The 6,572-nt window shown below is 73.5% G+C and carries 6 protein-coding genes and 1 riboswitch; of the genes, 2 read left to right on the top strand and 4 right to left on the bottom strand.

Annotation, left to right across the window (positions count from 1 at the left end):
* Positions 1–41 precede the first annotated feature (41 nt).
* The 3 genes from ACFXAM_RS37035 to ACFXAM_RS37045 all read right to left on the bottom strand — a co-directional run bounded on the left by ACFXAM_RS37035 (position 42) and on the right by ACFXAM_RS37045 (position 3,530).
* Positions 42–242: a hypothetical protein gene (locus tag ACFXAM_RS37035; RefSeq protein ID WP_380298127.1), complete on the bottom strand. Its 201-nt coding sequence runs from the start codon at positions 240–242 to the stop codon at positions 42–44.
* A 148-nt stretch (positions 243–390) separates the two neighbouring features.
* Positions 391–1,659: a transglycosylase family protein gene (locus ACFXAM_RS37040; RefSeq protein WP_380298129.1), complete on the bottom strand. Its 1,269-nt coding sequence runs from the start codon at positions 1,657–1,659 to the stop codon at positions 391–393.
* Positions 1,646–1,844: riboswitch (cyclic di-AMP (ydaO/yuaA leader) on the bottom strand. Its footprint overlaps the gene before it by 14 nt.
* Positions 1,845–2,606: 762 nt before the next feature.
* On the bottom strand, positions 2,607–3,530 hold the full coding sequence (locus tag ACFXAM_RS37045; protein WP_380298131.1) for a hypothetical protein: 924 nt from the start codon (positions 3,528–3,530) through the stop codon (positions 2,607–2,609).
* A 514-nt stretch (positions 3,531–4,044) separates the two neighbouring features.
* On the opposite strand from ACFXAM_RS37045, the gene ACFXAM_RS37050 reads away from it, so the two are divergent.
* Positions 4,045–4,308, top strand: coding sequence for a DUF397 domain-containing protein (locus ACFXAM_RS37050; protein WP_380298132.1), 264 nt, complete (start codon positions 4,045–4,047; stop codon positions 4,306–4,308).
* Positions 4,309–4,718: 410 nt separating this feature from the next.
* On the opposite strand, the gene ACFXAM_RS37055 is transcribed toward ACFXAM_RS37050, so the two are convergent.
* Complete coding sequence (locus ACFXAM_RS37055; RefSeq protein WP_380298134.1) at positions 4,719–5,246, bottom strand: ATP-binding protein; 528 nt, start codon at positions 5,244–5,246, stop codon at positions 4,719–4,721.
* A gap of 414 nt (positions 5,247–5,660) precedes the next feature.
* Between ACFXAM_RS37055 and ACFXAM_RS37060 the strand changes: the two genes are divergently transcribed.
* Entirely contained in the window at positions 5,661–6,527 is an 867-nt protein-coding gene (locus ACFXAM_RS37060) for a helix-turn-helix transcriptional regulator (protein WP_350571705.1), read from the top strand.
* Positions 6,528–6,572 lie beyond the last annotated feature (45 nt).

A 6,572-nucleotide genomic window follows, 5' to 3' on the forward strand; every position in this document is an offset into this window, starting at 1 on the left:
CCCGGGAGCAGCGTGCTCCCGGGCCCCCGCGGCGTTCCCGCTCAGCCCTCCTGGACGGTCGGGCGGTCCTGGGTGACCCGGTGGCCGTCGGCGGCGTCACCGGTGCGGGTCTCGGTGCGCCGGCCCCGCTCCAGGTAGTCGCGGAGGATCAGTTCGACGGCGTCCTGCGGGCTCTTGGTGCCGGAGAGCATCATCACGTCGATCGCGAGGTTGGCGTCGAGCGAGACGGTGACCTGGGCCATGGTGACTCCTTCTCGGGTGCAGGGCAGCAGCATGCCCGTCGCGACCCCGGTTTGACCATGGCCGTCCGGCGTCCGGACCCGCCGGGGCACGCCGCCGCCCCCGGGGAGGAGCGACCGGTCTCTCCCCGGGGGCGGCGGCGTGCGGGGATCAGACCCGGCCGGCGAAGTCCGGGGCCCAGTTGGCGAGCGTCTGGACGCGCACGCCCGAGCTCGGGTTGGCGGCCTCGACGTACTTGCCGTCGCCGATGAAGAGCGCGACGTGGTAGACGCCGGAGTCCTTGCCGTTGTTGGACCAGAACAGCAGGTCGCCCGGCTTGAGGGCGTCCAGCGCGACGTGGGTGGAGGCGGCGGCCTGGTCGGCGGCGACGCGCGGGACGGAGACGCCCGCGGCGCGCAGCGCGGCCTGGGTCAGGCCGGAGCAGTCCCAGCCGCCGTTGCCGGTGCCGCCGTAGACGTAGGCCTGACCGACCTTCGACTGGGCGAAGGCGACGGCCGCGGCCATGCTGCCGGTGGCGGTCGGGGCCGGGGCGGGGGCCTCGGCCTGCGCGGCGGGCTTGCTCGCCGGCTTGGTGGCCGGGGTCCGGGCCGGGCCCTGGGCCGGGGCCTGCGTGCCGCCCTGGCCGCGGTTGAACCAGTCGAAGCCCTGCCCGGTGGCGCGCTCGCCGAGGGTCAGGTGCTGGCCCGGGTAGATGGCGTGCGGGCCGTCGGTCAGGGTGGCGCGGTTGAGCTCGTAGAGCCGCTGCCAGCCGCCCTGGACCTGGTTGCGGTCGGCGATGGTGGACAGCCAGTCGCCGGCGACCACGGTGTAGTCCCGGGAGGCCTGCTGACCGGCCTGCTGACGCCACTGCCGGTCGCCCTGGGCCGCCTGCGGGGCGGCGGCGGGCTCGGCGGCCTGCTGCTGCGCGGCGGGCTTCTCGGCGGGCTTGGCGGACGCCTCGGTGGCCGGCCCGGTGGCCGGGGTCCGGGCCGGGGCCTTGGTGGCCGGCCCGGCGGCGGCGGAGGTGTCCACCGAGGCCGGGGTGCCGCCCTTGGTGAGACCGGCCTGGACCGAGCAGACCGGCCAGGCGCCGGGGCCCTGTACGGCCAGGACCTTCTCGGCGGTCGCGATCTGCTGGTCCTTGGTGGCGAGGTCGGCACGCGCGGCGAACGCGGTGCCGCCGAACGCGGCCCAGGTGGAGTTGGTGAACTGGAGGCCGCCGTAGAAGCCGTTGCCGGTGTTGATGCTCCAGTTGCCGCCGCTCTCGCACTGGGCGACCTTGTCCCAGGTGGCGACGGAGGCGGCCGAGGCGGTGCCGGCGGTCAGGCAGGGGATGGTGAGGCCGATGCCCGCGACGCCGAGGGTGGCGATCGCGCGACGGGTACGGCCGGACAGTCGGGTGCCGTTGGTGGGCAGCATGAAGACGCGGTCCTCTCCCACGCCTGCGAGGTGAGCTGTCGGATTCGGGCTGGAGTTGCCCGGCCGCGCTGTGGACGCGGCTTCACCCCTAGCCCGGGGCCGGTCCGTGGACCGGTCCTGGGCGGACTACCTGTGGTTCCCCCGCTCCTGCCGTGGTGCATTGCGCTGCCAGCACGCCCGACGGCAGGACTCGGCGTCGCGGACGTGCTGGGTCCGTGTGGCCACGAACGGGGAGCACGTTAAGCAGAGGCGCGTTCAAACCGCAAACATGTGTGACGCTCGTCACTGTTTGCGAAAAGCGCGCCCGCCGGCTGTCCTTCATGATCAGAAATGACCGATTTCCGGCAACGCCGTTCGCGGTCAACGCACCTGCCTGTGCCTCAGGGCGCCCGCACCGGTCCGCCGCGCCGCAGCCGTCCCGGGGGAGGGCCGCGCACCGGCGGGCGCCGGCGAGGAACCGGGCGCTCCCGTCCGGTCACCCGGCCGTGCGGAGTGCATCGGCGGGCAAAGCTTCTCAGAACGGACATCACGCCCGAACCATCCCCAACTGGCCCGACTCGCCCGGCCCTCCGGCGCCGGCATGCCGTCGCCACCGCCCCGGCGGCGATCGGCGGCACCGTCGAGAGCCGCGGCGCCCTCGCCCCCGGCCGCGTCGACGCCCCGGGCCTTCCTCTCCGGGATCCACGAGAAGCCCCCCCGGGGCGGCGGGAAGGTGACCGGCGCCGGCGCGGGCACGCCCGACCGGGGGCTTCGCCGCCGCCTGCGACGCCGTCAGCATCCGGGCCGTCAGCGGAGCTGCCGTCATCCTGGATCCCTCCGGCGTGAGTTGGGCGGCAGCAGGCCGCAGCCGGACCGCAGGCGGGCCCCCGGGACCGTCCTGCTGGAGGGCGCCGCCGCAGGGCCGTCTCCCGGGAACGCCGGAGGGCCCGGAACGGTGCGTCCGTTCCGGGCCCTCCGGGCGAGCGGGGCTACTGGGCGGCGTGGCGCCCGGCGGCGCGCGGGCCACCCTCCTCGGCGGCGCCGGCCTCCCCGGCCAGGGCCTCGGCGTCGACGGCCGGCAGCGCGGCCAGGTAGGTGGAGGCGACCAGCTGGCCGACCGCCTGGTACGCGCCCACCGGTGCGGCCGAGGGGCAGCCGGACTCCTCGGCGGCGGTGGCGAGCAGCTCGGCGTCCGCCTCCGGGCCGATCACCAGCGGGGCCAGCGCCGGGTTCTGGGCACCCATCTCCTTGAGGTGGGCGACGGCGTCGGCGACCGAGCCGGGCACGTCCAGTGCGGCGGCGACGACCGGCACGGCGAGCCGGGCGGCCAGCAGCATGCCGGTGATCCCGGCGGCGTCGGCCGCGGCCTGCCCGCCGACGGTGGTGAGCACCACGCCGTCGGCGGCGGTCGCGATGGCGAACAGCCGGGCCCGGTCGGCGCGGGCCAGCCCGGCCTCGGAGAGGCGGACGTGCACGGCCTCGGCGAGCAGCGGGTGCGGGCCCAGCGCGTCGGTGACGGGGGCGCCGAACTCGGCGGCGAGCCCGTGCAGCGCGGGGAGGAAGTCGTGCGGGCCGGGCACCAGCGGCACCACGACCGGCGCGGGCAGCCCGGCCTCGGCGGCCTCGGCCAGCAGCTCGGCGACGGTGCGCTCGCCGTCCGCCTCGACGTCGGTGTCACCGGAGGGGAGGTAACCGGCGACCGTCCGGACGCCGTTCTGCTCGCTGCGGACGATGGACAGCAGCTCCTCGACGACGGACCGGGAGTCCGGCCCGGCGGCCGCGGGGACGGCGAGCAGCAGGGCCGGGGAACCGGACGGGATCTCGGGGCGCTCGGGACGGCGGTGGCGCCCCCGCGCACGGGAGCCTGGAGTGCGGACGGGCAGTGGCGCGCCCGGGATGGCTGCGGTGCTCATGGCGGAGATCGTAGGACATCGCTCCACCCGCTCCGCAGTCGGCTGCCGAACCGGACGGGAGGGCCGCCGTGAAAACCGGACATAACCGGCCCCGGGGCGGCAGTTCTCCCGGTACCCCTTCAGATGCGCCGGAACGGGAACCGCGTTGCCGCTCCCGCGCGTGAGATGTCTCACAGCGCCCGCGCGGCCTGACGGAGGGTCACGGAAGGACGACTCCCGGCGTTCGAAGATCAACAATCGGCGGGTGGCCGCCTACGGGCGGTTATCGGCCCCTTGCCGATTCAGTCGGCTATGTCCGTTTACGTACCGTCAGGCGGGTGCCGCGTGAAGAGTTCCGGTTCGGTGTCGAAAAGGCCGTGCACCTGCAACGTCCCGTGCTGATGCACGTGCACTGGAGCTATCATCACGTCAAGTGAGGCGTTGTGCCGGGCCGGTACGGGGCCGGCCCGTCCGTTCGGCCGGGGCCGGGGCGCCGAGCTGAACGACCCACTCCGGAGCTCTTCGGGAGATTTCTATGCACGACACGCACGACACGCACGACACGTACGACACGTACAACGGGATGGCCGCCACCGACCTGGAGGGCGTGGTCTGGCAGAAGAGCCTGCACAGCAACTCGCAGGGCAACTGCGTCGAGTTCGCCGCCCTCCCGGGGGGCGAAGTGGCGATGCGCAACTCGCGCTTCCCGGACGGTCCGGCGCTCATCTACACCCGCGCCGAGATCGCCGCACTGCTCCTGGGGGCGAAGGACGGGGAGTTCGACCACCTGGCGGTCTGACCGGCCGCCGGCTTCACCAATCGGGGGGCCGTCGTGGGTGCTGACACCACGACGGCCTTTGTCTTTGTCCGGAGCCCCGGAGATCCGGGAGTCCTGGAGGCGCGGGAGTCCCGGAGGTCCTGCTCCGGAAAGCCCTTCCGGACCGGGTCCGTCCGTGCCTGCGCCCGGGAATCCGCACCTCCGCCCGCGATCCGTGCCGCCGGGCGGGCCGGGAACGCCACGGCTCCCGTGCGCCGCCGCCGTGCCGAGCCGCCGCACGCGGATCGGAGGAGGGGGGCGCCACCGCCGGGGGCTGCCGGTGCCCGCTGCCCGAGGGTCGCCGGTCGCCGCTGCCGGGGTGCCGTTCGCCGTGCTGTGGTGGTTCCCTGAATCCTTCGGCTCCCCGGTTCCCCGGTTCACCGGTCGGTCGCTCAGGCCGAGCGCCGGTGCCGTCCGCCGAACTCCGTGACCTGGACGGGGGCCGGCCGCAGGGCCTCCTCCGCCTCGAACAGGGCCCAGACGACCTTGCCGCTGCCGAGCGGGTGCCAGCCCCAGGAGCGGCTGAACGAGTCGACCAGGTGCAGTCCCCGGCCGGACTCCGCCACGAAGTCCGCCTCCCGGGCCACCGGGCCGGTGCTGCTGGGGTCGCTCACCGCGCAGACCACCTGGGGCGCACGGTGCACGAGGCTTATTCGGATCGGCAGCCGGCTCTCCACCGTCGGTTGCGTGGGAAAGTCGTAGTCGTCCGCCGCACCGGGACACGCGCCGATCGCGTGCCGCAGCGCGTTGGTCACCAGCTCCGATGCCACCAGCGCGACGTCGTCGAAGAGCTCGCCCAGCCCCCACCGCTGCAGGGCGGTCCTGGCGAAGTCGCGCGCGGTTCTCACAGCCTCATAGCGGGGAGCGAGCGTACAGGTGACCACAAGGGGGTCGACTGCCAAGGCCGTTCCGGTGCTCATGAAGAGCTCCTCCCATAAGGGGGCGGACACGGCTGGACCCGCCGGGGTCATGCCGGTCACCTCCGACTCGCTCGGCCGCGCGGCCGCCCCTCGACCAGGCGCGCGCGCACGAGGGCCCGGAGGCGCGGGGGCGCTGCCGGGCCGGTGCACGGAATCGCGCGTGGGGTCGACGCGGAGCCCGCGGGATTGCCAGGGATGTGCAGGTGCACGTGCACCATCGTGCTCTGCGCTCACTGCAGATGCAAGAGTCGATTCACGTGCAGTCGTTCAAATGGCATATGCAAGCGCCGGATGCACGTGCATCCTGGTGTGCGGAGTGCAGAACTGATAGGAACATCCGTCAGTATCGGCACCGTGAGCGCTCAACTGATGGCAGACTGTGCGCTGTTTGCCCTAGGTGGAGGTTAGGACCGCATGACCACAGTTCAGCCGGGCGGCGGCTCGATGGTCCGCCGGATCCTCCTCGGCTCCCAGCTGCGCCGGCTCCGCGAGACGCGCGGCATCACCCGCGAGGACGCGGGCTACGCGATTCGCGCCTCCGAGTCCAAGATCAGCCGCATGGAACTCGGCCGGGTCAGCTTCAAGGAACGTGACGTCGCCGACCTGCTCAGCCTCTACGGCGTGGACGACGGCCTCGAACGCGAGGCACTGCTCGGCCTGGTCCGCGAGGCGAACAAGTCGGGCTGGTGGCACAGCTTCAACGACGTCCTGCCGGGATGGTTCCAGACCTATGTCGGCCTTGAGGAGGCCGCTGCCCTCATCCGTACCTACGAGGTCCAGTTCGTCCCCGGCCTGCTCCAGTCCGAGGAGTACGCACGGGCGGTTTTCGGCCAGAGTCGGCCGGTGATCAGCGAGGAGGAGGTCGAGCGCCGGGTCAGCCTGCGCATGCGCCGTCAGAAGCTGCTCACCGAGGGCAACAGCCCGCGGCTCTGGGCGGTCATCGACGAGGCCGCGCTGCGCCGGCCGGTCGGCGGGCCCCAGGTCATGCGCGGCCAGGTCCAGTACCTGATCGACGCCGCCGAGCAGGCCAACGTCGTCATCCAGGTCATGCCGTTCCGCTTCGGCGCCCACGCCGGTGAGTCCGGTGCGTTCACCATCCTGCGCTTCCCCGAGCAGGATCTCGCCGACGTGGTCTACCTGGAGCAGCTGACCAGCGCGCTGTACCTGGACAAGCGCGACGACGTGGACGCCTACATCCAGGTCATGGAGCGGCTCTGCGTGGACAGTCTCACGCCCGAGCGCACCATCGACCTGCTGGCCTCGATCCTGAAGGAACGCTGAGCGGGAGCCGGGAGCCGGGAGACGGCCGGGAGACCGGGCGGCGAC

The sequence above is a fragment of the Kitasatospora sp. NPDC059462 genome, assembly GCF_042749955.1.
Lineage (GTDB): Bacteria > Actinomycetota > Actinomycetes > Streptomycetales > Streptomycetaceae > Kitasatospora.